General features: G+C 66.1%; 1 protein-coding gene. It reads right to left on the reverse strand.

Going from position 1 to position 1513, the window contains the following annotated elements; genetic code table 11:
* Window positions 1–126: 126 nt before the first annotated feature.
* Complete coding sequence (istA, locus tag Q1A87_RS23410) at window positions 127–1359, reverse strand: IS21 family transposase (protein WP_299657243.1); 1233 nt, start codon at window positions 1357–1359, stop codon at window positions 127–129.
* Between the last annotated feature and the right edge of the window lie 154 nt (window positions 1360–1513).

The raw sequence follows: 1513 nt of genomic DNA on the forward strand, positions 1-1513 counted from the left end.
CGTCGATCGCCTCGATGGCGGTGATCTCGCCGCGCTCGAGCCGCTGAACGGTATGATCCAGAGCCTCCATCGCACGCGGCATCTTCAGCCCGACCAGCGCACCGCGGACCCTGTCGAGAAGCTCGGTCATGACCGGACCCCTTGGGCCGCAAGACGTTTGCCGACAGCATCGTAGAAGGACAGAGGCCGAAGCGGCACGCCCGGTGCGGCAGGCTCGTGTCGTCGCGGTGGCGGCGCCGTGCGGTGCGTGGGATCGACCCGGCGGCGGCCTTTACCTTCGAGAACGGGGTGTCGGGCGATCAGCGCGCCGTCCTCGAAGATGCGGATCTCGTGGACGTGGTTCTGAACTTCCACGACGCGCTTCCGGGTCGTGTCGGGGACGCTGTAGAGATTGCCGTCGACCGAGATCATACCCTCGTGGCTCACGCGTCTCTCTATGGTCAGGACAGCGCTGTAGGGGATCGCCGGCAGCGCCGTCAGGCTCGGCCGTTCCTCGGCGAAGGCCTCGTTGACGGCGCGCCGCGTGGTGGCATGGACCCGTGGGTTGGCGACGGTGGCGCGCCAGCCGTCGAACTGGGCGTTCAGATCGTCGAGGTCGCGGAAGGTCCGGGCGAGGAAGAAGTCCTGCCGGATATAGCGGAACGGCCGCTCGACCTTTCCTTTCGTCTTGGCCCGATAAGGGCGGCACGCCCGAGGGATGGCGCCATAATGGTTCAGCAGCGCCACGAGGGAAGCGTTGTAGGTGACGACCCCCGCGTCGTCCTCGCCGATCACCGCCGTCTTCATGCGGTCGTAGAGGACTTCCTCGGGCACGCCGCCTATCGCCTCGAACGCCGCCACATGGCAGCGCAGGACCGACTGGAGGTTCTGGCTGGCGACGAAGCGACCCCAGAGCCACCGGCTGTGGCCGAGGATGATCGAGAACAGCCAGACCTTGCGCGTAATATCGGGCTCGTCGGTGAAAGACACCGTGAACTCCGCGAAGTCGACCTGCGCCTGGCGACCCGGAGGCGTCTCGAAGCGGCGCTCGAACCGTATGCGCGCCGGCGGGCGGACCTCCCGCAGGAAATCGGTCACCCTCGTGTATCCGCCCTCATAACCCATCTCCCGGATCTCCCGCAGCAGCCGGGCCCCGCTGAGATCGGGGAAGGTCATGACACGTTCGCGCAGATAGTCCTCGTAGGGATCGAGCAGGCACTCGCGGGGCTGCCGCGGCCCATAGACCGGGCCTTCCAGGCCGCACTCGAGATACTTCCGGACGGTCTTGCGGTCGCATCCGACCTTCCGCGCGATCGCGGTAAGGCTCAGCCCCTGCTTCTTCAAATCGTGGATCAAGACGATCTCCCTCAGTCCATGCACCCGTCCGCCCCCGTTCCTTCGTTCGGGGCATCAGGACAGCATCCCGCGGCGTCGCCAATTTCCGGATAGATGAGGTCCGGAAATCGCCGACGCCGCTCGCGTTCGGGGAATTTTCAAACGGCGCTTCTGGGGAGATTACGGCCGGCGGTTACAA

Source organism: uncultured Jannaschia sp., from assembly GCF_947494055.1.
Lineage (GTDB): Bacteria > Pseudomonadota > Alphaproteobacteria > Rhodobacterales > Rhodobacteraceae > Jannaschia.